The organism is Microbacterium sp. A84 (genome assembly GCF_051842815.1).
GTDB lineage: Bacteria > Actinomycetota > Actinomycetes > Actinomycetales > Microbacteriaceae > Microbacterium.
In genome coordinates this window covers 1-993 of record NZ_JBPXMS010000015.1, presented here as the reverse complement: position 1 = coordinate 993, position 993 = coordinate 1, and the positions used below count along the sequence as shown (strand labels likewise).

Annotated in this window: 2 rRNA genes; both read right to left on the bottom strand. The window is 54.0% G+C overall.

The annotated features are described in order from the left end of the window. Nucleotides 1–26: 26 nt before the first annotated feature. Nucleotides 27–143 (bottom strand): 5S ribosomal RNA (rrf, locus tag ACSU04_RS18410). 105 nt (nt 144–248) lie between these two features. Next, nucleotides 249–993, bottom strand: a 23S ribosomal RNA gene (locus ACSU04_RS18405); the annotation flags it as partial.

Below are 993 nucleotides of genomic sequence, written 5' to 3'. Positions count from 1 at the left end.
TTGGGTGGCCATTTTGTCTAAAAGAAGTCCGGCGGTGTCCTACTCTCCCACAGGGTCCCCCCTGCAGTACCATCGGCGCTGTGAGGCTTAGCTTCCGGGTTCGGAATGTAACCGGGCGTTTCCCTCACGCTATGGCCGCCGAAACACTATTGATGTTTCAATCAAACACATAACAAAGTCATTGTTATGTGGTTCTCGACCGTACATCGAGAACCACTCAGTGGACGCGTAGCACCAACAAACGGTGTGTTATCAAGTCATCGGCTTATTAGTACCAGTCAGCTTCACACGTTACCGTGCTTCCACATCTGGCCTATCAACCCAGTAGTCTGGCTGGGAGCCTCTCACCCGAAGGTATGGAAATCTCATCTTGAGGCCGGCTTCCCGCTTAGATGCTTTCAGCGGTTATCCATCCCGAACGTAGCTAATCAGCGGTGCTCCTGGCGGAACAACTGACACACCAGAGGTTCGTCCAACCCGGTCCTCTCGTACTAGGGTCAGATCCTCTCAAATTTCCTACGCGCGCAGCGGATAGGGACCGAACTGTCTCACGACGTTCTAAACCCAGCTCGCGTACCGCTTTAATGGGCGAACAGCCCAACCCTTGGGACCTACTCCAGCCCCAGGATGCGACGAGCCGACATCGAGGTGCCAAACCATGCCGTCGATATGGACTCTTGGGCAAGATCAGCCTGTTATCCCCGAGGTACCTTTTATCCGTTGAGCGACAGCGCTTCCACAAGCCACTGCCGGATCACTAGTCCCGACTTTCGTCCCTGCTCGACCTGTCAGTCTCACAGTCAAGCTCCCTTGTGCACTTACACTCGCCACCTGATTACCAACCAGGTTGAGGGAACCTTTGGGCGCCTCCGTTACTTTTTGGGAGGCAACCGCCCCAGTTAAACTACCCACCATGCACTGTCCCTGAACCGGATTACGGTTCGAAGTTAGATATCCAGAGTGACCAGAGTGGTATTTCAACAATGACTCCAC